The organism is Paraglaciecola sp. MB-3u-78, assembly GCF_002835935.1.
In the GTDB taxonomy this organism is placed as follows: domain Bacteria; phylum Pseudomonadota; class Gammaproteobacteria; order Enterobacterales; family Alteromonadaceae; genus Paraglaciecola.
On record NZ_PJCF01000010.1, the window covers coordinates 116,126 to 139,206 of the forward strand.

The 23,081-nt window shown below is 40.9% G+C and carries 18 protein-coding genes; 11 read left to right on the forward strand and 7 right to left on the reverse strand.

Annotated features, from left to right (window positions below; translation table 11 throughout):
• The first annotated feature begins 1 nt into the window (after position 1).
• Entirely contained in the window at positions 2 to 259 is a 258-nt protein-coding gene (locus CXF95_RS22180; RefSeq protein WP_101200740.1) for a hypothetical protein, read from the forward strand.
• Position 260: 1 nt separating this feature from the next.
• Positions 261 to 665, forward strand: a complete 405-nt coding sequence (locus tag CXF95_RS22185) for a hypothetical protein (protein ID WP_101200741.1) — start codon at positions 261 to 263, stop codon at positions 663 to 665.
• Between the two features lie 572 nt (positions 666 to 1,237).
• Here CXF95_RS22185 and CXF95_RS22190 read toward each other — a convergent pair.
• On the reverse strand, positions 1,238 to 2,356 hold the full coding sequence (locus tag CXF95_RS22190) for an MBL fold metallo-hydrolase (RefSeq protein WP_101200742.1): 1,119 nt from the start codon (positions 2,354 to 2,356) through the stop codon (positions 1,238 to 1,240).
• A gap of 1,135 nt (positions 2,357 to 3,491) precedes the next feature.
• On the opposite strand from CXF95_RS22190, the gene CXF95_RS22195 reads away from it, so the two are divergent.
• The 5 genes from CXF95_RS22195 to CXF95_RS30070 all read left to right on the forward strand — a co-directional run bounded on the left by CXF95_RS22195 (position 3,492) and on the right by CXF95_RS30070 (position 8,396).
• On the forward strand, positions 3,492 to 4,199 hold the full coding sequence (locus CXF95_RS22195; RefSeq protein ID WP_101200743.1) for a reverse transcriptase domain-containing protein: 708 nt from the start codon (positions 3,492 to 3,494) through the stop codon (positions 4,197 to 4,199).
• A 492-nt stretch (positions 4,200 to 4,691) separates the two neighbouring features.
• The gene (locus CXF95_RS22200) at positions 4,692 to 5,297 is read left to right on the forward strand and encodes a reverse transcriptase domain-containing protein (RefSeq protein WP_232787979.1); all 606 of its coding nucleotides are present in this window, start codon (positions 4,692 to 4,694) and stop codon (positions 5,295 to 5,297) included.
• A gap of 315 nt (positions 5,298 to 5,612) precedes the next feature.
• Positions 5,613 to 7,286: a recombinase family protein gene (locus tag CXF95_RS22210; protein WP_198556676.1), complete on the forward strand. Its 1,674-nt coding sequence runs from the start codon at positions 5,613 to 5,615 to the stop codon at positions 7,284 to 7,286.
• A 7-nt stretch (positions 7,287 to 7,293) separates the two neighbouring features.
• Positions 7,294 to 7,938 (forward strand): group II intron maturase-specific domain-containing protein, encoded by a 645-nt coding sequence (locus CXF95_RS22215; RefSeq protein WP_198556677.1) that lies wholly within the window; start codon positions 7,294 to 7,296, stop codon positions 7,936 to 7,938.
• A gap of 14 nt (positions 7,939 to 7,952) precedes the next feature.
• A complete protein-coding gene (locus tag CXF95_RS30070) occupies positions 7,953 to 8,396 on the forward strand; it encodes a hypothetical protein (protein WP_198556647.1) in 444 nt (147 codons plus the stop codon).
• Here the strand turns inward: CXF95_RS30070 and CXF95_RS22225 are convergent.
• The 3 genes from CXF95_RS22225 to CXF95_RS22235 form a co-directional block, all read right to left on the reverse strand.
• Positions 8,335 to 8,868 carry a PEP-CTERM sorting domain-containing protein gene (locus CXF95_RS22225; RefSeq protein WP_101200746.1) on the reverse strand — a complete coding sequence of 178 codons (534 nt, stop codon included), beginning with the start codon at positions 8,866 to 8,868 and terminating at the stop codon, positions 8,335 to 8,337. The genes CXF95_RS30070 and CXF95_RS22225 overlap by 62 nt on opposite strands.
• Positions 8,869 to 9,759: 891 nt before the next feature.
• Positions 9,760 to 10,740 (reverse strand): EDSAP-1 family PEP-CTERM protein, encoded by a 981-nt coding sequence (locus CXF95_RS22230; RefSeq protein WP_101200747.1) that lies wholly within the window; start codon positions 10,738 to 10,740, stop codon positions 9,760 to 9,762.
• A 260-nt stretch (positions 10,741 to 11,000) separates the two neighbouring features.
• Complete coding sequence (locus CXF95_RS22235) at positions 11,001 to 12,440, reverse strand: IS66 family transposase (RefSeq protein WP_101197042.1); 1,440 nt, start codon at positions 12,438 to 12,440, stop codon at positions 11,001 to 11,003.
• 542 nt (positions 12,441 to 12,982) lie between these two features.
• On the opposite strand from CXF95_RS22235, the gene CXF95_RS22245 reads away from it, so the two are divergent.
• The gene (locus CXF95_RS22245; RefSeq protein WP_101200749.1) at positions 12,983 to 13,285 is read left to right on the forward strand and encodes a hypothetical protein; all 303 of its coding nucleotides are present in this window, start codon (positions 12,983 to 12,985) and stop codon (positions 13,283 to 13,285) included.
• 623 nt (positions 13,286 to 13,908) lie between these two features.
• On the opposite strand, the gene CXF95_RS22250 is transcribed toward CXF95_RS22245, so the two are convergent.
• Positions 13,909 to 14,787 carry a hypothetical protein gene (locus CXF95_RS22250; RefSeq protein WP_101200750.1) on the reverse strand — a complete coding sequence of 293 codons (879 nt, stop codon included), beginning with the start codon at positions 14,785 to 14,787 and terminating at the stop codon, positions 13,909 to 13,911.
• A 337-nt stretch (positions 14,788 to 15,124) separates the two neighbouring features.
• Entirely contained in the window at positions 15,125 to 16,594 is a 1,470-nt protein-coding gene (locus CXF95_RS22255) for a hypothetical protein (RefSeq protein ID WP_101200751.1), read from the reverse strand.
• 940 nt (positions 16,595 to 17,534) lie between these two features.
• Between CXF95_RS22255 and CXF95_RS22260 the strand changes: the two genes are divergently transcribed.
• The 3 genes from CXF95_RS22260 (at position 17,535) to CXF95_RS22270 (ending at position 21,530) form a co-directional block, all read left to right on the forward strand.
• Entirely contained in the window at positions 17,535 to 18,449 is a 915-nt protein-coding gene (locus CXF95_RS22260) for a ParA family protein (protein WP_101200752.1), read from the forward strand.
• Positions 18,442 to 19,602, forward strand: a complete 1,161-nt coding sequence (locus tag CXF95_RS22265) for a ParB N-terminal domain-containing protein (protein WP_101200753.1) — start codon at positions 18,442 to 18,444, stop codon at positions 19,600 to 19,602. Before CXF95_RS22260 ends, CXF95_RS22265 begins: the two co-directional genes overlap by 8 nt.
• 326 nt (positions 19,603 to 19,928) lie before the next feature.
• A complete protein-coding gene (locus CXF95_RS22270) occupies positions 19,929 to 21,530 on the forward strand; it encodes an IS1634 family transposase (RefSeq protein ID WP_101197774.1) in 1,602 nt (533 codons plus the stop codon).
• 511 nt (positions 21,531 to 22,041) lie between these two features.
• Here the strand turns inward: CXF95_RS22270 and CXF95_RS22280 are convergent.
• The gene (locus tag CXF95_RS22280) at positions 22,042 to 22,818 is read right to left on the reverse strand and encodes a TIGR00266 family protein (RefSeq protein ID WP_101200755.1); all 777 of its coding nucleotides are present in this window, start codon (positions 22,816 to 22,818) and stop codon (positions 22,042 to 22,044) included.
• Positions 22,819 to 23,081 lie beyond the last annotated feature (263 nt).

Below are 23,081 nucleotides of genomic sequence, written 5' to 3' on the forward strand. Positions count from 1 at the left end.
AATGACTACAACACAGTGGTATGCATTTCTAGACGCCATAAAGTTCAACTATTGGGGATTTGCCGTTTTAGGACTGATCGTTGGCATGGGTCTGGTGTATTGGAACATACGCCAAGCAAAAAAAAATCTCGACCAACAAGACGATGATAAAGTTGGTGGGCGCCCAAGGTGGCCAGGGGATGCTTATTGGAACAGAACCAGGGTAGGTAAACGGGCGGCGGCTTATCGAGCAACGCGTCCTAACAAAAAGCGGGAGTGATATGAACAAGGTATTTTTTGTTCCGTCGAAAATGTGCGCTACGGGAAAAACCAAGAAAAAAGCTGTCCCTACAGGAAACAGCAAAAAGGTGTTTGGTGGCCTGCTCAGTGTGGCAGAAACAAAACTAGTCGAAGACTTTGTACCAACAGGTGTGAGCGATTGCCAGGTTGATAGTGTGGCACTCGCGTTTGATCTAGAGGCGAAACTTCATGAGTTGGAGGTAAATGGTTACGTGATTGTGAATATTACGCCCATTATTTCTGGTACTTATGCGTATAAGGCCCAGTGGTCGACTAAATTTTCAGCAGGTTATGGGTACGGCTACGGGTTTAGCTATACTCACGGCATGATGATCATTGCTCGTAAACAAGAGTTCTATTCAGAAACCACAGCACCTGTTTCTTGATTTAATTTTTGTATATCTATACTAATACAAAGGTAATTGTTATGTTAAATCTTATTCAATTATTATGGAAAGTGACTGTAGCGCTGATGTTCCACATATCAATGTTAGGGGTATTCACGATTATTTGGATATCATTTGACTACTATTCGTATGATTCATGCGATACGAAGTCAGATTGTTTTATAAGCTACATAGATGAGCGGGTGAAAATAATAGTGGATGCTAGTAACACATCGCTGTAATTACGGGAAAGCATGAAACTTTATTGCTATCTTACACATTGGTTTATATTAATTTTTGTATCTTGATACTCAGAAATACCAGCGCCCCATTAAGATAATGCCGTTCACCTTAAGTGAACGGCATTAGGTTTTGACGCTCTTTTTTGCCTCTATTGCGGACAGTCGAAGGATGTGAGCAATAACACAGCACAACCATTGCGGTTGGTTAGTCGTGTCATTACTTTTATGTCAGCAGGTGCGACATAGCGGACGTAGCTGTTTATTATGGTTTAGTCTGGTTTGCGGTAATGTCAGGATAGTACCGTTCGATCAATTGATAAGCCAAGGTGATTATAAAGTAGGTTTTACAGAGGTAGATATAGATCGACTTTCACCAATTTTCATAACCCAGATATCATTTTCAGAAAAACCGCCCTCAATTCCTGACGCTTTAAAACGAATTGGCGGTTCGAATGGTGGCTCGTCCGATAAACTGCTCAGGGTTCCCCAATGAGAAGCTATCAACGCTTTAGCTTTTACATCCAAACCAATGGCGACAGCTTCTTCGGGTGTAACATGAGACATCCACAATAACTCCCTTGGCTCATAAGCGCCGATTGGCAGTATGGCATAATCAAAAGAACCAAACTGTTCACCTATTTTTTTATAAATAGTATCTGAATAACCTGAATCGCCAACAAAGAAAACTTTCTTTTCTTGTCCCTCTATCGCCCAAGAAGACCATAAAGTTTTATCTTTATCATTTACGCTCCGGGCAGAGTCATGAACGGCAGATAATGCTGTAAACTTCAACTTACCAATAGCCTTTGATTCGCCCCAATCTAATTCAGTTACCTTGCTATAGCCTCTCTGAGTAAAAAAAGACTTCAACCCTAACGGCACAAAAACATTGATATTTTCTTTGTTGGGCAAACTGCGAACGGTTTTATCATCCAAATGATCATAATGATTATGGGAAACTATAACGACATCAATAGGGGGTAGTTCATTTATTGGAATAGCATCGCCAACGAATCTTCTCGGCCCAGCAAATGGCACCGGACTGGCGTAATCAGTTAAAAACGGATCGGTTAACACGTTCATGCCCGATATTCTTATCAAAAAACTGGCGTGGCCAAGCCAAGTGATTCGTTCACCCGCAACGTTCTTTAATAGTTGAGCTGATTCAATCTCGGACAAAACGTGCCCATCGGGAACATCTGGCACAAACAAAGAATCCCATGCCCTACGCAGATAAAAGCGAGGCCCCTTGGCTGCTGCAGTTTCAACAAAAGGATCATTTTGAAAGCCCTTCTCAGTATGGTGATTGGGTTTATTTTTCATAGGTGTTTCATTCATAGCTTTATTATACATAGCTTCATGCACATGACTTTGTGATGAAACAGCATTACAAGCAGACAGCAAAATCACTATCATTAATATTCCAACGATAAGTTCTAAACATTTCATAGGTTCTCGCTGTAATCAATAAGGAAGACCTCTAAGCCTAAAAACAGCAAGATTGCATCCAACGTGGTTATCCAATAGGTTAAACAATAAGGCTTTAATGTTTTCTTTACGTAAGCAAGGAGTATATGGATTGGTTTATATAGTTTGTGTTGCTAATGACATTAACTCTTTCATTTTTCAATGAATTTCTAGAATACTAGTGTCACTATTAACATTCTCAGCGCCATCAAACTCAATAAGATTTAAATGGCCGAGAATACGTCATTTTTCTTATAGCTGCGGATTAGTGCAAATTGAGAGTGATTTAACGATACAGTAAGCTATAAATATTTAGGACGATCTGCTTTATAAAGCTAAGGAACAAGGGAGAAAAAAACAATTGCTGAGGTTATTTAGGCACAAACTTCTTAACCAGGTTTAACGCTCGACCGTCCGGTATTAGGCTCACAGCTGCCTGATGGTCACAAGCTAAGAAGTCAGCAAAGAATGTATTTTATTGTCAATCTACATGATTAAAACATACAGAAATAATTTAGATGAATAATGGCACCAGTGGATCTAAAAATTACAGTTAATAATTGCTACTTCACACTTAAAAATAAGCATAAACTTAGATGAGTTAAACGAAAGTTAGATAATCACCTTAAAAGCACCGTTATTATTGGGTTTTCTAACTTTTTTATCTAAATTTAAGTTACATGTATTTCTTGGGCAAAGCAGACGGTCGGCTTCGATACCTCAAATGTCTCCTGATCGCTCAGACTGTGTAAAAACTCCAATTTATGGATTTTCGTTTTTAACTTTGACTTAAAAACCTTCTCTAAAATGAATATTGATGGTGATTTGCGGTTAATCCTTTGTTTCATTTACACAGCAACGCATTGTCAACGGCGGAAAATTAGTTTTTACACAGTCTGCGCTCTAAGCTGCCTGTCACCACAACCCTTCTCTATTTCTGCTAACGGCAAGTTTTCCGACAAAGCAAACATAAGCACTTAGAGTTATATTGGTGCATTTTGCTACTAAAACCCATCTTTAGGAACGTTCTCTATCCGTCGGCCAACACCCGTCATTCAGCTTTTCTGAAAACAACCAAAGTTTGTTCCCTTAGCCGCCATTCAGCTATGCTTAAGCCATGCTAGATACCAAACATGTCTTCACCGAAGCCACTCTCGATACCGCTTATTCATGGTTGTGTAAGCAGCGGCGTAACTTTCCCGCCAATGCCGACATTTGGCACCTGCGTTTTCACTGGCACACTCTCCGTGGTGAGCTGCTGCAAACACTCAACAAACAAGATTACACCTTCATGCCGCTCAGTGTGGTGACCAAAGCCGATGGTGAAAGTATTCATTTGTGGTCATCACAAGATGCGCTGGTATTAAAGATGTTAGCCATGGCCTTACCGGAGGCATTAGCATTATCCTCACTTTGTACTCATATCAAAGGGCATGGGGGACTAAAAGCCACCGTGAATGACCTACACGCAGCTTTGCCGGATTATAGCTATGTGATGAAAACCGATGTAAAGGGCTACTATGAGTCCATTGACCATACGATATTGCTTAAGCAATTGGATAAAGACATCACCGACCCGTTTATCTGGCGCTTGTTAGTGCAGTTTGTGAAACGCACCGTTGAAAGAGGCGGTACATTTAAGTCTATACACTGCGGTATATCAAGAGGCTGCCCCTTATCACCGATTATCGCGGCTTATTACTTAAAGGCCTTAGATAAACAGATGGAAGGTAACACACGCTATTTTTATCGCAGGTACATGGATGACGGTGTGCCACGAAGGCGCAAAGAAGGACATTGTCCTTCATGCAGCTATGCTGCATAAAAGATGAGGGTTTGGCCCCTCGAAGCCGCCATGCAGGTGGAGGCTTCAAACCACCGTAAGCTGCGTCGGTAAAGAGCCGGGGTGGTGAGCGTTACGGAAAAGGCAAGGCTCGATCTTGTCAGGTGAGTTTCAAGGAGACGAATGCAAATGAACCATTATTGAAGTGTCGAAAATGTAGGGACGAGTGTCAAAACCGAGGGGTCGTCGTTACCTCGGGATAAGTCTAGCGGAAACCTGATTATTGGCTAGGCGGCCTCCGGCATGAAGATGGCGTGAACTTGAAACAGGCTTTTATGTGGAACGTGGGAACCTGTCGCCCTGATGATAAGGGAGAAACACAAGTGGTAGCCCCATAAGTGTGAGAGTACCGATGCAGGGCACAGGGGCGGAGCGACCCGTAGTAGTGATGAAGCTTTTGTAATGAAAGTGGAGCGAAGGGGAAGCATCGATCAGCTTGAACTAAAGAAAACAACCGGAAACGGGAGGATTGGATTGAAACAAGCAAAGCCGTTTACTATTTCCAAACGACAAGTTTGGGAGGCATACAAACGGGTCAAGGCCAACAAAGGCGCTGCCGGAGTTGATCGCCAGACGATCGAAAAGTTTAATGGGGATTTGAAGAATAATCTTTATAAGCTCTGGAATCGTCTGTCGTCAGGCAGCTACTTTCCATCCGCCGTCATGCGGGTTGAAATACCCAAGGATGATGGACAGATGAGGCCTTTAGGGATCCCTACAGTGACTGACCGCATTGCGCAGATGGTAGCCAAACAATTAATAGAGCCTGAGTTGGAACAGCATTTTCATTCAGACTCTTATGGTTACCGTCCAAAGAAATCGGCACATGATGCAGTGGGGCAAGCACGTAAGCGCTGCTGGAAAAGTGACTGGGTACTGGATCTTGATATCAAAGGCTTTTTCGATAATATCGATCATGAGCTGATGATGAGAGCAGTGCAAAAGCATGTGAAAGAAAAGTGGGTACTATTGTATATAGAGCGGTGGTTAAAAGCCCCGATTGAAATGCAAGACGGCACACTGGAATTTCCGGAGAAAGGAACACCGCAAGGAGGCGTCGTAGCGCCACCAACAACATAGCAAAAACAAGTATAATATGTGGGATCCGTATTGATCGGGTGTGCCTGATACAGGGATTCCAGGGGATCCCAGATAGCCATATCAGTCTTTACCTCGACGTTGATACCGGAATTTCAACCTACAGGACGCATATGCTATGAAAAAACATCTAACGCCATTGAATATCCGAGTCGAATTCGAGCCTAATCGTTTTTCATCGCATAGCCTGAACAAGGTCTACGAGAAATTGAACGAGATACAGTCGTATCCTATTACAAATACACAAAAAAATGATGAAGTATGCATCACTAAAACCTCGAAAGTAGGGGGTAACGGATGAGCAATAATAGAATGGTCGCACTCTATGCACGTGTATCATCAGACCAACAGGCTAAGAACAACAATGTTGATAGCCAAATTGACTTACTAAAAGCGAAGATTGAAGCCGATGGTGAAACCCTCATTGAAGACATGATGTTTGTCGATGCGGGGATCAGTGGAGCAACCTTAATTCGCCCACAACTAGAGAGACTAAGAGACACTGCTTCTCTGGGAGGAATTGATTTGCTTTACATTCTTGCACCAGACCGCCTATCACGAAAATACGCACACCAAGCGCTATTGATGGAAGAATTTGCAGACATAGGTATTCAGGTTCGGTTTTTGAATCATGATATCGGCACAACACCAGAAGATGAAATGCTGCTACAGATGCAAGGCATGTTTGCTGAATACGAGCGCGCTAAAATCATGGAGCGTAACCGTAGAGGCAAGCTCCACCGTGCTAAAGGTGGCAGTGTCAACGTTCTATCCAATGCGCCTTTCGGCTACCGTTACATCCGTAAACAACAGGATGGGCAAGCGGCTCAATACATCATTAATTTACATCAAGCCACGACTGTGCGACAGATATTTCAGTGGATAGGCGAAGAACGGCTGAGTATAGGCGAGGTCAGCCGGCGTCTAAGTAACGCAGGAATAGAGACTCAAACAGGAAAAACAAGTTGGGATAGGAGCGTTATCTGGGGGATGTTACAAAATCCAGCTTACATGGGCAGAGCCGCCTTCGGTAAAACCAAAACGACAGAGCGTAGGAATATAATTCGTCCACAGAAACACAGCGCCGAGACACCAAAGAAGCCGTATTCAGTAGAAAAAGTCAATCGAGAAGACTGGATAGAAATAGCGGTACCTGCACTTGTCAGCGAAGCGCTATTTTTAACTGTTCAGGAACAGCTGGAAGAAAACAGGAAGCAGGCTCGACAACGGCGAAGAGGGGCTGCCCATTTGCTTCAAGGGCTAGTGGTTTGCGGGCATTGCCATTATGCATACTATGGCAAGAAAATCAGTCCATCGTCTGCTAAGGGTAAAAAAGCCTATGCGTACTACCGCTGCATTGGAACGGATGGTTACCGGTTTGGTGGACAACGGATATGCGATAACAAACAAATCAGAACAGAAAGGTTAGATGAAATAGTGTGGCAGCAGGTGGTCGAATTATTAAAGCATCCAGAGCGATTAGAAAAGGAGCATGAACGACGTCTGGATTTATTGCAACAGGATAAAAAAGTCAATAATAATGACGATACAATAACGCTGAAAAAGCAAAAAAACAGTTTAGATAAAGGTCAATCACGGCTCATTGACAGCTATGCAGAAGGTTTAATCGACAAAGAAGATTTTGAACCCAAAATCCGTCAGCTAAAGAGTAAGATACAGCAAATAAACCAACAAATTGAAGCCTGCCAGCATCACGAAGTCAACCAAATGGAACTGTTTCTGGTAGTGAGTCGACTAGAGGAATTTGCAAAAACGGTAGCAGGCTCCTTAGACAACATCGACTTCAACAGTCAGAGAGAAATTATCAGAGCATTGGTGAAACGCGTTGAGATTTACAAAGAAGAAGTTAATATCGTATTTCGTATAGAGCCGCAGAATGATTTAAGCGGTAATAATGGTATATCCACTATCAAGGGAAAACTTATGCAACACTGTAAGCGGAGTAGTTAGCCCCTTGTTGGCTAACCTTTTTCTCCATTATGCATTCGACCAATGGATGGTTCGGGAATTCCCGAATGTTCCCTTTGAGCGCTATGCTGATGATGCAGTTTGCCATTGCAAGAGCCAGTCTCAAGCGCAGCAATTGAAGCAAAAGCTGGAAGCCAGAATGAAACAAGTGGGTTTAGAGCTTCATCCTAAAAAGACGAAAGTTGTCTATTGTAAAGATGATGACAGGCGAGGGGATTATGCAGAAGTCAGTTTTGATTTTCTGGGTTATACCTTTCGCTCTCGCCGTTCAAAGAATCGGTGGGGGAAACACTTTATTAATTTCACTCCGGCAATCAGCAACAAGGCTGCAAAAGCAATCCGGCACAAATCACGTGATTGGAACTGGCCATTACGAAGCGACAAAGCACTGGAAGATCTTGCCCGAATGTTCAATCCGATCATTCAAGGTTGGATCAACTATTATGGACGTTACTACAAGTCAGCGTTATACCCGACCCTTAAATGCTTAGATCGTCGTCTCATTATGTGGGCGACGCGAAAGTATAAACGTTTACGCAATCATCGAAGACGAGCAGCGCAATGGTTAAATCGTATTGCGCATAAGCAACCTTGGTTGTTTGCTCACTGGCGATTGTTGTACGCGAAGGCTTGATTGATAAGAGCCGGATGAGCGGAGACGTTCACGTCCGGTTCTGTGAGAGCCTGAGGGGGCAGTTCCCTCGGGCTACTCGACTGATTGTATTGGCCAAAACCCGCTGGCACTTGCGCAAAGCGGTGAGAACCGTCAATCAACACTTTCATCAATTAAAAGTGGAGCAAGCGCCGGATAAAACCTTTATTGGGCGTATTGAAAAAGAATTTGATTTTTTGGGTTATCGATTTGGCCTGCCAGAATTGGGCTTAGCAGAGAAGACGATAACTAACGCGGTGAATAAAGTACGTCAGCTTTATGAGCAAAAGTTAGCGGCCCCCAAAAGAGCCGCTATGCTTGATGACTATATTACCCGCTGGTTACGATGGGTAAATGCAGGGCTAGATGACAAGCCGATTAATATTGTTTTCTGTATCGAGCAAATGACAAGCCCGCTAAACCCAGCAGCATCAATATAACCGAACTGGGTTCGGGGACTGTCACGCGTTTTCCAAAAACACCAACCCCAGTTGCATCATAAAAACCTTTATTTCCACCGTTGTATAAATATACTTCTATGTTATGTATGGTGCCTCGATAAGTGGCACCCCAATCAAAAATAAATATAATTCGTTCAACGCCTCCAAATATATAACTAGCATAAAAATTAATATCTTTAAACTCTCCATCCATCACGTCGAAACTATTATTGTGAACCGTCCAACCGTTATCTTCAAATACGTTGTAATTTAAATGCATAACACCGACGGACGTCAATACTAACCCGGTGGCCCCCATGTTATCGCCATCGTCAGATAACCCATATATTTCGCCGATGATTTTACCATTACTAGAATCCCACGAAAAATCAAATATTAACGTCGCATTGGCAACGCCCATCCATCCTGTTAAGGCTATGACGCCTAAAATCTTTGAAACCATCTTAAACATACCTGTATCCTTTTTTAAATTAAACCTCGAGTCCAGTGCTTAGAAATTTGCAATAATTGCGCCATGAAAATAAATCCTCTTTAATTCAATAGCATATAATACACTTACAAAAAACATGGGATTGAAATAGTAAAGAAACCTGACACATTCATATGGTTGAAAAAGAAAAAAACGTAAACACTTGGCTGTAGGGGATTTCCCATTTTAAAGGGCATAAGATGTGTAAAAATCCCCACCTCATCAATTTGGTGTAAATTGTCAGGTCGGTTGTGCCTGTCATTCTGGGGCCATGCCATCACTTGGTTTGATAAATACGGCGGTGAAAGGGTGGCCTTTGATGGCATGTCAGTCATGATGTGGGCTGCCCGGTATTTGCTCGGTTGAGTCAGATATCATTTTATTGTGAACGGCTGCGATGATTTAGTTTATCAGTTATCTGTCGATCGCTCTGAGCATCGTTAGTTCACCTGCCTTGGGACAGATGATGGATAATCTAAATCATTGGAGCCATTCGCGTTTGATTAATCCTATGATAATTTTGCGCTCAATATAGTCTGATAGTTTGAATTCTCTTACGTCCGCTATAGGTCGATTTAAGCCTTTTCTAGACTAGAACCTTATGTCGGCTTTTGGCACAAAGTTCTCCTTCAGGTTTAACGCTCGACTGTCCGCTTTTAGGCTCATAGCCGACTGTAGCATCCTGGTAACTTGGTCAACGGGATGAAAAAATGCTGTTGTCATGCACCATCGGCTGATGTTTTGACAATATCTAGGCTGCGAGTCAGGGGGCAAAATCAAGGGTAAGAGCCTTGAAGTGCTAGCAGTCTCTCACAAAACAAAAAAAAGAAGCTTTGACGCCTCTTTTAACGATCATACCGAAAACGCTAAATATCAGCGCTTATTACGCCGAGGTGCGAGGCCAATCAGGCCAAGAGCCAGTAATGCCAGGGTTCCCGGTGCAGAGACAGGCACAGTTTCGGAGACACGTGCTATATCGATAGAGACGTTGCTGCGCAAAGTTAGCTGGTACAGGTTACCGGCCAGCAGCTGACCGGTGGTGTCCGAAAATGAAGATCCCAGTTCAATACCACAAGTACCAAAGATTGCGTCAAAACTGCCGCAGGTCTGAATGTCAAAGCCGAAGCCGTTCGGGTTCACAGACGTAGTCTCATTCAACAGGTCTGGAGCGAGGCTGTATTGAATACCCTGGCCACCCTGAAGATCGGTGATGGTGATCCCGAAAGTGGTTGATGCTGAGGCATTGCCAGAGAACAGTTCGCCTGCACCGGCGAAAGCCTCGAGATAGGTTATAAAGTTTCCTGAGAAGGTTATACCGCCTTGTTGCTCCAGAACAAAGGTGTAGCTAAGGTCAATACCGTTATTGACCTTAGCGGAGCCCTCTGCCGTAGTGGTGGATAGGGAACCTGTCGCTTGCTGACCTATAGTGGCACCGGCTGCCGGCTGAAAACCAGGCAGATTACTGATCGGAGCCCCAACTTGCGTATGATCCGCCGCAATAAAGTCCGAAGTCTGTTCGCCGGTAAAATGAGGAAAGCCATTTTCCAATAGTGGGTTGCAATCGCCTGTGGTGCTGAGGCAGCTGCTTGGGAAGTCAATGTCGAAGCCGTTGGGTGTGCTGAAGCCGAAACCGCCAGTACCTGACAAGGAGCCGCTCATATTAGCACTGCTGGTGTAGGCCATGCTGGAAAAATCACTAAAATCCAGCGGGGTGCCACTAGCGTTGGAAATGAGGAAGTTGTTAACTACCAGCTTCGACGTTGCCATCAGGTTAGCATGTGAAGGTGCGGCGAACGCCAAAACAACTGCCACTGTACCGGCCATAAATGCTTTAGTTTTTAATTTACTAGTCATTTTATTAAATATCCTTTGCCGTATGCAGTTAAAATACTTTAAGAAAACTTATTAAGTATAGAAGAATAGTGAGTATAAAAATTCATTTTTAGTAAAATTACGATACATGTAGTTTCATATTTATATCTCTTTTATATCTTCGAGGGATTGGGAATCGGCAATTTTTCGTAAATTACTCAGTTGTTTTCACAAAATGCAAAACATGCGCTTCACGCTGTTTCGATCTGACGTTAGGTTAATTATTGTTAGAAGCTTAGTAACTATTCAGGTCGCGCAGATGAAAAGATGTCAGGAAGCCTGCCCTTGAACAATAGTCGCAACGCCTCACTTGCTGAAACATCTTGCTTGCGACAACTGGATATGTAACTGCGAAGCAAACAAAACATATCCGCACCGTTTTGACTTCTGAAACATCCCGATATTTTTTGATGTACTTTTGTCATTCGAATATCGTTTTCCCCTTGATTGTTAGTAAAGGGGACATCTTTTATTTCGATAAATCTAAGCGCATCATTTTCAAATTCTCTGAGCCGTTCAAGCAAGGCGCGCGCTTTGGTTCGTTTTAAACGACCCCGTTGTCCTGCTGGTCGGTCCTCCTCATTTGGTGGCGGACACTCCTTATCACCCTCAAAGAGTATTTCACGGTACTGTTCTCTGGCGACGCGGGCAGACTCTGGCGTTAACTTACCGTCATTATCCTTCACGTCCTGACAAAGCTTGGTCAGCAGTGCACGCATTTCATTGGCCCATTTCTGCTTGTCTTGCTCCCACGCTCTTTCCAATTCTCTCAAATGATGGGCATTGCACAGAGAATGTTCACATAGGATATATTTGTAGTAAGGTTTCCAGTGGTCATGGCACAGAATGCCCGTAAAGCATGGCAGTATCTCGGCCGCATCCATGGCCTCTTTCCCACGTTTATCGTGGGCATGGAAATACGTCCAGGTAAGTGATGAGGCACAATGTAACCAACGCCGCTTGCCGTTAATGTTGACGCCTGTTTCATCAACATGCAGCACGGGTGATGCTCGTAGTGCGGCTTTGATCCGATCCGCGGCACCTGTTTGCTCAATTAAATCTGACGCTTTTTGATTGAAGTTAAACAAGGTTCCCGCACTGATCGGAATATTGAGTTGATCGGAAAAATACTCTTCAATACGTTTATAAGGCAGCAATTGATATTGTGACAGGTAAACCGCGTGCGCTTTAATGCCATCGCCATATTGGATAGCACTGTTAACACCTTGTGGAAACTCAGCTGTGAATTTCTTGCCTGTTTCGTTGAGCAGTATTTGCGCTCTGTATTCGGTGACCATGCGTGATATTTCTATGTCAACCACTTGACGACACTGGACGCCAGCATCACGATACTTCCCAGGAGGCAATAGCGCCCTGTTTACGGGAATATCCTTGACTACATCGGGCTCTTCGAACGGGCTCAGCGTTTTACCCTCCCGCCCTTTCTGGCCGCCGGCCGGATTGTCAGATTTAGTCCTTGAATTCTTCTTTCTATCAAAATCTGTGGAGGGTGGTTTACTGCTGTTTTGGCTATTTAGTCCTAATCGATTAGCAAGCAAAGACACAACCAGCATGATCAATTCAATTGCCGCTCTTAAGGCCGGCGAAATTGATTTATCCTCTGTAAGCAACTTTTTTGTTGAATCGATCACACTGTCGATTTCAATGCCGTCAATCTTCATTGGTTAATAACTAAAGTGATATTAAGGCAAGTCTGACATCCTAGCGGGATCAGTCAATACGATCGCTGGGATCGTCAAAATATATTTTCATGAGGCTGAATAGTTACGAAGCTTACGCTTCAACCCTTAAAAACTTTGACTGAGCGCGCTCATTAGTCCAACAAAACCGAAAACGATATCGAACATTCATGATCGCTCAGTATTCTAATGCAGTCGACAGACATCGACCGACTGCTTTTAGGCTCACAGCTGCCTGATTCAATGCGCAAAAATCCGCATTCTTTGGTCGTAATAAGTACTTCATCTAAAACTGAAGTTAATCCAACTAAACTATTTGACCAGGGCTTAACTGAAAATCAGTTGGCTAAGATAGAAGCTATAACCCCCCTGCCCTCTCTATTAAAGAACATTATCCAATTGAGTAAACATCATTGGCCATGAATGAAACTCAAGCGTTGTCTAATAGTGTCTTGAAAACTATCCCAGTTGTTGAAGCAAAATGACAACCAGCGTAACGGACTTCATTTCTAACTAATTAGTTAATGTGGAGCTTAGCTAGTGATCTTAAATCTGATATTAGTTACACAGGCCATTTGAAGGATGTTATTCAATTAGTTGTTGAGTTGAATCCTCATACTTTCAAAAATGGCGATCCAGATTTCAGGTACGCTCATAAGCCGCTTTACCTCCCTGCCCTGTCTGAATTAGAAACCGGTTTGTCAAAGTCTATCCAAAGCAGACAACCTGTTTGGGCCTTTGCGCAAGACATTAAAGATGACTACAAAGCGTCAGTGTCTATCAATCAGGTTCTATATGCTTTCGTTAGTGAGCTACCCAGCGACTAAAAGATCACTGTGCTTAGCAACCTAATTGATTACAATTAGGTTGCTTCTTTTTTCTAATTACCAACAACTCACGTTTAAACATGATGTATAAGTCGTCCTTAAGTGAATATGCATATGGCCCATCTTAGGCTCTACAAGACATTATCTTATGTATTGTCTGTAACGACATGAAAAACTAGTAAATTGCTTGTAGTGGCTCTCTGGTTTACTTCAAAGTAGCTTTTAACGTGTATAATTCCAGGGATTTAATTCTGCTTGATGTCAACTTCCCTCTTTAATCCAAGAAAACAAAATTATAATGATTGGCGTAAGCCATCTTAATAGTTCTTTGTTTAGACTTTAACATCTAGTGTGTGCACCAACGTGCTGGAATTGCTTAGTAGTGTATGCAATTTGTGAGCAAATGAACTATTAACGCAGCAGTGGATCATCCTAGTGCGCAGCAATGGATCAAGTATGGATAAGCGTACGTTTTTAATCTACCCAAATTCTTTCATTGGTAAACTATCCTATCTAAAATGGCTATTTTGGATGTTAAATTAAGATATGTAGGGATTGGTGACTATGAATTAGCACCTAGTGAGTTGTTTTTATTTGATTTTGTCGTTAACTTGAAAGACTTGTTAATTATCGCGCTCTTGCCACTCTTTTAAATTCTGCGCTCCCTGAGAGGGGGTTAAGTTTTCTACGTCAATTTTGAATACTTTATTGGGAGCAGCTGCCGTGATTGGCTCTTTATCTGAATTACAAAGTTTAGTGCGAAGTTTATTGGAGGTGTTTTTAATTGCATTGATTACAGATACAAATGTAAATGTAACTGTTTTTGTAGCATAAGAATATCCAACGGCACCGATGTCTTTGAGAGTATTAATTACTCGTCTGACTGTGTTTTGTGACCATTGCATAGCGGCTGAAAGAAAAGCAACTCCCCTAGATACGTTATCTCTGTTTCTCTTTTTATTCCAGCTGGTTTGGTTATACAAATAGCCATGCAATATCAGTGTTTTGTGAAAGTGTTTACTTAGATTTTTTTCTTTTTTATCCACCACAGTATTGGTGTCTCGGTGTAACTTACCTACATTTACTTTAAAAAATGTCATATCACGAGGTACTGTTACTTTTTTCTGCTTAGTTACAGACTCTTTTAGCATTGTTGCCATAGAGTTAGCATATTTAACAGCATAGTCAGCTTCACCAATTGTTAGTTTATGAGCCACTTTATCTATGTAATTATATTTTAACGTCGGTTCTTCTTCTTTCACTACAGACAAGAACTTCTTATCTATCAAATCTTCAAGTGCTTTTCGAACAGTATTAGCTGAGTAACCCACTTTATTGCAAATAGCTCTAGTCGTTTGTTTAAAGTTCCCCTTAAAACGCCCTTCTTTTTGACATGCGAAAAATGCGACATGAGAAAATACGTAACTTTCTGCATCGCTGAGGTGTTCAAACAGTCCTGTGGACATGAATAACACATCGTCTTTCTTGTCTCTGATGTTCATTTCATTCTTACCAACAAATTTAGTTCACATTTGTTGATAAAAAACGCGAAGTACTATTGACCTGATCGATCACTAGCGTAATATTACATTTGTAGCCCATCTAAAGTTACATATGTAGACCCGCTTGGTGTTGGCGCACTATGCGGGTTTTTTATTTTTAGCGCTTTTTATCTTTTTATGAAGTTTAAAGATTCGACTTCATATTCATATTCAGTCTAATCTTTATACGAACGAGTAAAATGATCAAGCTAACAAGCGATCATTCTAAAGATTCGATCCAAGACTTATAATGTTTAAAGATTCGATCCAAACACATCGTTGGAAGTTATTGATTTTATTAAAGATTCGATCCAATGCTGCTTCTTATCATAATGCCGGACATATCCCGCCTAAAGGAGATAATCGGACACCCATGTTCTCTAGAATATCCTATATTTATTAGAAAACCTTGTATGGTTGATCTGCCATACTCAACCACCTTTTCGTTGCTACTTTTACCAGACAAATGTGTTGTTCCTATTTTGTCGGTTATCTTGCCTGATACACGCTCATCAATATTGGCTTTGTAGTCAGGATCAGCATTGGCAATCATTACGTTTGAGAATTTTCTTTTAAATTCAGGCAATGATGATGTAGGTGCCACACTTTCCCGTAGCTCGTTCCAAGTGAACAAACGTTGTTTATAAGAGCCTGTGACAAGCTGTTCTCGTGCCCACAGACTGAACAATATTTCAACTTCGTTGTTTGTTGAAAACAAATCACTATCAAACAACAACAGCTCTTTGACAATACGGTTTTGCTTAATTGCCTCAACAATATTTTGTATCGTGCTTTGTGGAAACTGGATTACTGCAGCTTTCTTTTCGGTTCCTCGCTCGTCATTAAAAGTCACTATTGCTTCTAATCTAAACATTTTATAGAAAAGCTCTAACTCCTTTATTGATGTGGCTGAGACATGAGAGGCTAAGTTTGTCATGTCGAAGGTGGTACCCGATATTCTGTGTAAACTTGCAATCGCATTAGTGATGTATCCACCACCAGATGCTTCATCCATATTAACGTTTTTACTTAAGGCAATTATTGGCTCAAGTGGCAAAGTGTATGTTTCTCCAATGGGCTCATCAGTTTTCAGTAATGTTTTGATATGGGAGACCAACCAAGTGATTGTGCCAGCATAATAAGACAGATCAGGGAGGTACATCAGCCTACCCGCCTCCGCTCTAGCCGTTATCTTGATGGGCTTTTCATTTGGACGATTTTTTACTTCGATACTGATTTTACTGGATGCATCTTTTCGATTTGTCCGCATCGCTTTAACCAAGTAGCGAACAATTTTCAATTCAAGAAATCGTGCATTATCATCATACTGATAGACGCTGATGTTACTTACCGTATCAGAAGCAACTAACTGAAATTTATCTACCTCGTCATCTTTTGATAGTGTCTGTGATGACAATGTTTTACCTGAAGGAATGACTAATTGAAAAAGCTTTCCTCGCCTTTTTCTAATTGGGTCAGTTGTAATGAACTCGCTTTGTACTAACCCCCTTTTTTCAAGCAAATTTAGATGATGACGAATGACGGTAATTTTCTTATCAATCTTTTCTCCTACATAATCTAAACTGCCTATCTTTTCTTCTATAGATTGTAATGCAATGAAAATATTCGAAGCCATCGCGGTTGTAGTTGTAGATACATTCAAGGAGTTACAAAGTCGAGTAAAAGCGGTGAAATCAAAATCTGCATCAATACAGACAAGTGGGGCAGTGAATCCATATTTTTCAGTTAAATTAAACAGCTCCCTCAAAACTCACCCCTTTAAAGATTTAATTTATTTTATGATTCGATTCGAGGATATTACAAACAAATTACCATGTAAATGATGATTGTCCTTATTCGTCGCTGTAACATTAAAATACGATAATTAATAAAAATTACCGCGCGGTAATTTTCATTAATATTGTATGTAACCCTTGCTTATATTGGGCTGTGGCAAAGTGTATTTAAAAATTTAAATAAGCAAAACATGCATAGATTGAAAGGTCTTAAAGATTCGATCCACGTCTAATACAAATATACCACTTAAATGATTATTATCTTTAATAGTGGCTATAACATTAAAATACGATTGTTTTTAAAAAATTACCGCGCGGTAAATATTACGGATGTTGTCTGTATCCCCTGTTTATAGTGCTCTGTAGCAAAGTGTATTTAAAAATTTAAATAAGCAAAATATGCCTAGATTGAAAGGTCTTAAAGATTCGATCCACGTCTAATACAAATATACCACTTGAATGATTATTATCTTTAATAGTGGCTATAACATTAAAATACGATTGTTTTTAAAAAATTACCGCGCGGTAAATATTATGGATGTTGTCTGTATCCCCTGTTTATAGTGCTCTGTAGCAAAGTGTATTTAAAAATTTAAATAAGCAAAATATGCCTAGATTGAAAGGTCTTAAAGATTCGATCCACGTCTAATACAAATATACCACTTGAATGATTATTATCTTTAATAGTGGCTATAACATTAAAATACGATTGTTTTTAAAAAATTACCGCGCGGTAAATATTATGGATGTTGTCTGTATCCCCTGTTTATAGCGCTCTGTAGCAAAGTGTATTTAAATTTTAAATAAACAAAATATACACAAAAAGTAATATTTCTAAAGATTCGATCCGAGACATCTAATCTTTAATGTGCAAACATCATCAAAGTATTCAGACAACGTTTGGAAAATATTATGTATGGCGGTTTAAAGGTCTTATCTAGTTATCACAGAAAAGGTGGCGTGGGGAAAACGTTTCTTGCCTCCACCATTGCTTACCTTTTAGCAGTAGGAGGCCCTGATAAAAAAGGGAAGAAACGTAAAGTATTAGTACTTGATTATGATTCCCAGCAAGACTCGTCAAAAGCATTTATTCAAATGCAAGCTATCCCTGGTGATGATGAATATGCAGCGCCTATTCATCCTGAATTTGGTCAAATAGATGACGATGAATGGACAGGATACAATACCAGTACAGATATCTTGTTCGACCTACCTACTTATGATTATCCAACGGCTTTTGATAATATTAAATTGTTACCGTCAGAAGGTAACGTCGATAGAGTGCTAGCGCTGACGTCAGATCCAAATGAACTAGTGACAAAAATCACCATACATATGACAGATTGGTTTAACCTTCCCGATTTAAGAGAGGATTACGATATTATTATTATCGATAATCCTCCTAGTAAATCACCAATATCATCAGGAATACTAGCGGCAGCAACACACGTTCTTATTCCAACGGAAGCAGAATACGACTCAGTTGATGGTGCACCAATGTTGCTGAATCGCATCAAAATTATTAATGAAATTCGTCAAAAAGATCCATTGCAGGTGCTAGGTATCATACCTAATAAAATCCCAACGCCATCTAGAATGACACAAAAAGACAAAGTAGCACTTACGAAGCTTTATGATAAAAATGGCGCAACAGCCGAACACATGTCGCGTTTCTTTATCAGTAAAAGAGATTGTTATCGTGTCATGGAAAGGCCTTCAATTGATCCATCACATTTCGATTATGTTCATAATCATCACGCTATTGAAGAGATGACTAATCTTTATAACTTAGTAGAAACAAAATTATGGGGGAACCCAGATGAATAAACCTAGACGCCGTAAGGTCGAAAGAAAACCTACCAGTCAAGATGACATGATCAGTCAATTGGAGCAGGGAAGCAGTGTTTCAGAAAAATCAAAAAGATTCCTGAAAGATATGCAATCTAAAGACGCGGATAAAAAAAGTGAAGTCCATGAAGATCCCTTGTTTAATTCAGGTGCCTTTTTTGATTTAGTGCTTATCGAATATATTAGACCACAGCAAGATAACCCAAGGTATCTTCCCGTAAGGTCATCTAGGTCTAACAAGGAAGTCGATGAATCGACCTTAGATGACTGTGTGCTCTGTGAGAAAGGTATTCTAGAAAACAGGCTAAACAAGAGTAATCCTAGATATAACGAAATAGAGAAGGAAATAGAAGCAATAAAGACCCTCGCTGATTCCATTAAAAGTAATGGGTTAGTTCAACCTATTACTGTATGGCGCGGCAACACAAGCAATTTCCCAATAATTTCAGGCCATAGACGTTTTTATGCTGTTTGCTTTTTGTATGGCCGCATGGTTAAAGTTAAAACCAAGATATACCCTGAAAAACCTACAAATGTTAATATACTTAGGCACGTTGAAAATTTCTCTAGGGCTGACTTATCTGCATCTGACGGTTTAAGGAGTTATTCCGGTGCTATTAAGGATCTGGATGCAGTACTTACAAGTGATATTACTGCTACAAAAAGAAAAGACATAGTGACTCACCAATTAGGATTATCACAGACCCAATACTATAGATTCGAGAAGGCCATGCAATATTATGAAGCGTTGTTACCTATTTTGGATAATGGATATATATCTTCGCTTTACACCGCAAATAATGACATTCAAAAATTAGATAAAAATGGTGGGCCTGAAAAAGTACTTCAGTATTTGGCTTACCTATCTGAGTCATCAAAGTATGTCGAAGTGGATCTGTATTTATCACAAAATACTATTGAAAAACCAATAACGAAACCAAAAAGGGGCAGAGAAAAACGGTTTATTTCATTTCCTAAAATAAAAGTAAATCAGTCTCAAGCCATTATTCGGTTACTTAAGGAAGATATAACACAAGTTGATACTGGTATAGATTGGGATACTTTGGACATGAGTGATCCAAAAGCTCTTGAAGATGCACTGAGTCATGTCATTAAAGCTTTATGTAAATAGAATATTTAAATTTACTCTGGGGTAAACTTTATATAAATGACACGAAACCCCTGATAAGTATGGCATGCAGGGGGTTTTAATTATCTATTTACAATATAGATATTCCCCAATTTATAGATTCGATCCAGTCAATAGTTTCGCTTTCAACTATTAGTTCCAAGTGAATTACCCATTTTTACGGAAGTTTCCGTTAGTATCTGTCATTCCGCACCTAAATTTAGAATTGAATTTGGTTATTAATTGACCACTTGATGTGGGTTTGTTAAAAACACCTTGACGCCGATCCCCAGTTTTGATCTATTACTCTCTTTTGAGAGCTATAAATAATGACTTACCCCTCCTCCAAATCCCTCGATCACCTTGGCCTTGTCGCTGGATTTTGTAAAGATATTCAACTTGCACAATACATTGATGATGCATTAGGTGGCTCTAATGAGCGTAAAGTCAGCTTTGGACAATTATTCGTGGCGATGCTACTCAATGGTTTAGGTTTTACCGGTCGCACTTTGCATATGTACAGTGAATATTTTGAAAGCAAACCGCTTGACCGTTTGCTCGGGGAAGGAATATCTGCCGATGATATTAATGACGATGCGCTTGGGCGATGTTTGGATGCACTTTACGACAAGGGCGTATCCTCTCTTTACCAAGGCATAGGCGAGCGGGTGGTCAATCATCTAGGGTTAGATTGCCAAGCGGTGCATCTCGACTCCACTAGTTTCCATTATGATGGCCAAGCCACACCAGTGGGTGAGTTTGGACACATTCGCATTGCCCAAGGCTATTCACGTGACCATCGCCCTGAGCTCAATCAGGTGATATTAAATCTCATTTGCGAAAACCAGTCGGGTATTCCGGTGTACATGAAGCCCGCCAGTGGCAACAACAATGATATGGAAGGCTTTAAACAGATTGTGAAGGCGCATATTGGTAGTTTAAAAGCGGCTCAAGCCAGCCGCTATTTAGTGGCCGATGCGGCGCTTTATGTCAAAGAAACGATTGAGGAATTAGACGCCCAAGGTCAATTATTTATCACGCGGGTGCCGCAAACACTGAGAGAAGCGAAGGCACTGGTTGCACAAGCCCCCACTTTACTGTTTACCCCTATTTCCCAAGGCTATGAAGGCGTCAGTTATGACAGCGAATATGGCGGTGTTAAACAAACATGGTTACTCATTCGCAGTGAGCAGGCTTACAAGCGTGAGCAACACAACTTAAACAAGCGCATGTTAAAAGCCGGCGAGCAAGCGCGAAAAAGCTTCAAACAGTTAAGCCAACAACGCTTTGCCTGCGTCCAAGATGCACAAAGCGCCATTGTAAAATGGCGAAGTAAACAAACCGTGTGTGATGTCAATGCCCGAGCAATTGAAGTGGCGGTATATGCAAACGCAGGACGACCTAAACGAGGCGAATTACCCACGCGCATTGAATATCAAATCACGGGCGAATTATGCACACCTCTGATATCACGCCAAACCGCTTTACAGCAACTCGGACTGTTCATTATTGCCACCAATGATGTCAGTGATGATTTGGATATGGCCAGTTTACTCAGCAGCTACAAAGCCCAGCAAAATGTTGAAAAAGGCTTTCGTTTCTTAAAAAGTCCCGACTTCCTAACCAGTGCCATTTACCTCAAGAAGCCAGAACGTATTGAAGCCTTACTGATGGTCATGACCAGTTGTTTAATGGTGTACGCCAGTCTAGAGCATCAAATCCGCAAAACACTCAAAGACAAGGCGTGTTACTTCCCCGACCAGAAAAAAAAGCCAAGCCAAACACCCACTGCTCGATGGGTTTTCCAATGCTTCGAAAATATTACAGTTCTGTATCAAGCTGAACACATTCCGCTGGTGATGAACTTAAAAGAACGACAACACATCATCATTAATTGCCTTGGTGATGTATACCGGAGAATTTATTCTTAAAGTGGGTGCGGAAGATCGGTTAGTATTACTGCTTCTAATGTATTTTGATTAAGTGTTTGCTTGCACAGGTCGTTGGTAACCAACCATTTGCCTACAGGTATGAATACTTCTTCATTTTCAATGCTATAGGCCATTTTAGTTATGGCAGTTTGTGTTTGGGGCTCTTTAGAACAAGCAAAGAGGCACAAGATCACTAAAGTAAATAGGGTAAATCGACTGTTTGAATAGTGATGATAAAACATAAGAACGTTTCTAATTATTTTGATATCTAGATATTACGTGTGAAAAATTGAAAGAAAATAATTAGAGAGGCCAAATTAGGCATGTCTGTACCTGCAGGGGCAGGGGATGAGTTTATAAAAAAGCTTATTGCCTTTATAGATAATAAATCTATTGCTGTTTAAGGGCTGCTTGAAATGGACAGAGTCGGTCCCGCTATTAATGAATGTGGGTTTCTATTGGCGGATGAAATTAAGTTTCAGTAAATAGGGTGTCACGTCACCATAGCTAATTATTTGCTGTAAGTGCGTTCTTTTTCAACTCGATTAACCGCATTATTTATACTCTTTATGATTTTAGGTTCTAACATATCAAACATAACACCCGCAAAGCTAGAAAAAGGCATCGTTTGTACCCAGACTTTGCCAGTTCCACTAAGCCGACAAAGATATATTCCCTCACCTGAAAACATCACTGATTTTACACTGGTTGTAGTTTCGATATCGTATGTAATTCCTGAAGTGAATGCTACGAGACTTCCGGTCTCCAAATAGATCGTTTCATCTTCTATAGCTTTTTCGACAATGGTTCCCCCGGCATGAATAAATACCTCGCCATCACCTTCTATTTTCTGAAGCACAAACCCTTCACCACCAAAAAATCCTGCGCCGATTTTCCTTGAAAATGCCATGCTTAATTTTGTGCCTATAGAAGCACATATAAACGCACTTTTTTGAGCATAAACCTTACCCCCCATATCCCCCAAGTTCATCGCTATTATTTGGCCAGGGTAGGGGCCTGAAAATGACACTTTTTTCGGAATTTCAGTATTATTAGTGAAGTGGGTTAAAAAAAATGACTCGCTTGTCATGACTCGTTTTGTAGCAGATAACATTTTCCTTAATATCCCCTGTTTCTGGTTTGAACCATCCCCAAGCTTTACTTCGAAATTGATACCTCCTTCAAAGTATTTCATAGCACCGGCTTCCGCTATTGTTGATTCATTCGCATTAAGTTCTATTTCAACACAGGGCATACTCTCCCCAATAATTTTAAAGTTCATAGACATTGTTTATATTCCTTCTCTGATCACTGACTTCAATTCAGTCTTTATTGAGCTGATACGAAAGAGATCATCAAGGCCAGTGGTTGGTATATTATCACTTCGTACTTTCTTGTATATGTTTAGCAATACAAAATATAGTCAAATTGGTACATTTTTCAACTATCTGGATGTTAAGAACTCAAGTAGCTCCACAACCTGCTCTGTCTTGCTGTGCACTAACGTTCTCAGGGGGATCGCCTTTCGGGTTTCCGACACTATCGCAAGAG

Coding starts and splice junctions, on each gene's coding strand:
- CXF95_RS22180 (WP_101200740.1), top strand. CDS start 2: ATGACTACAACACAGTGGTATGCATTTCTAGACGCCATAAAGTTCAAC.
- CXF95_RS22185 (WP_101200741.1), top strand. CDS start 261: ATGAACAAGGTATTTTTTGTTCCGTCGAAAATGTGCGCTACGGGAAAA.
- CXF95_RS22190 (WP_101200742.1), bottom strand. CDS start 2,356: ATGAAATGTTTAGAACTTATCGTTGGAATATTAATGATAGTGATTTTG.
- CXF95_RS22195 (WP_101200743.1), top strand. CDS start 3,492: ATGCTAGATACCAAACATGTCTTCACCGAAGCCACTCTCGATACCGCT.
- CXF95_RS22210 (WP_198556676.1), top strand. CDS start 5,613: ATGAGCAATAATAGAATGGTCGCACTCTATGCACGTGTATCATCAGAC.
- CXF95_RS30070 (WP_198556647.1), top strand. CDS start 7,953: ATGAGCGGAGACGTTCACGTCCGGTTCTGTGAGAGCCTGAGGGGGCAG.
- CXF95_RS22225 (WP_101200746.1), bottom strand. CDS start 8,868: ATGTTTAAGATGGTTTCAAAGATTTTAGGCGTCATAGCCTTAACAGGA.
- CXF95_RS22230 (WP_101200747.1), bottom strand. CDS start 10,740: ATGACTAGTAAATTAAAAACTAAAGCATTTATGGCCGGTACAGTGGCA.
- CXF95_RS22235 (WP_101197042.1), bottom strand. CDS start 12,440: ATGAAGATTGACGGCATTGAAATCGACAGTGTGATCGATTCAACAAAA.
- CXF95_RS22245 (WP_101200749.1), top strand. CDS start 12,983: ATGTGGAGCTTAGCTAGTGATCTTAAATCTGATATTAGTTACACAGGC.
- CXF95_RS22250 (WP_101200750.1), bottom strand. CDS start 14,787: ATGAACATCAGAGACAAGAAAGACGATGTGTTATTCATGTCCACAGGA.
- CXF95_RS22260 (WP_101200752.1), top strand. CDS start 17,535: ATGTATGGCGGTTTAAAGGTCTTATCTAGTTATCACAGAAAAGGTGGC.
- CXF95_RS22265 (WP_101200753.1), top strand. CDS start 18,442: ATGAATAAACCTAGACGCCGTAAGGTCGAAAGAAAACCTACCAGTCAA.
- CXF95_RS22270 (WP_101197774.1), top strand. CDS start 19,929: ATGACTTACCCCTCCTCCAAATCCCTCGATCACCTTGGCCTTGTCGCT.
- CXF95_RS22280 (WP_101200755.1), bottom strand. CDS start 22,818: ATGTCTATGAACTTTAAAATTATTGGGGAGAGTATGCCCTGTGTTGAA.